The sequence below is a fragment of the Herbaspirillum lusitanum genome (assembly GCF_046025995.1).
Lineage (GTDB): Bacteria > Pseudomonadota > Gammaproteobacteria > Burkholderiales > Burkholderiaceae_D > Herbaspirillum > Herbaspirillum lusitanum_A.
Window position 1 is genome coordinate 1 of the sequence record NZ_JAQQFM010000038.1, and the last position, 334, is coordinate 334.

Below are 334 nucleotides of genomic sequence, written 5' to 3' on the forward strand. Positions count from 1 at the left end.
TTACGGCCTCGGCATCAAGGAAATCTGGGAAATCGATCCCAAGATGCATCAGCCTGGCCTGGTGGTGCACACCGCCGGCTGGCCGCTGGATGGCAAGACTTACGGCGGCTCCTTCCTGTATCACCTGGAGAATAATCAGGTGGCGGTGGGTTACGTGGTCGGCCTGGGCTATGAGAATCCCTACCTCTCGCCTTACGAAGAATTCCAGCGCTACAAGACCCATCCCGAGATTCGCAAATTCTTTGAAGGCGGCAAGCGTCTGGCCTATGGCGCGCGCGCGATTGCGGCCGGCGGTTTGCAATCGCTGCCGAAACTGGTGTTCCCGGGCGGCGCC

Annotated in this window: 1 pseudogene; it reads left to right on the forward strand. The window is 60.2% G+C overall.

The annotated features are described in order from the left end of the window. Positions 1 to 334 (forward strand): annotated as a pseudogene (locus tag PQR62_RS25595) (electron transfer flavoprotein-ubiquinone oxidoreductase); the annotation flags it as partial.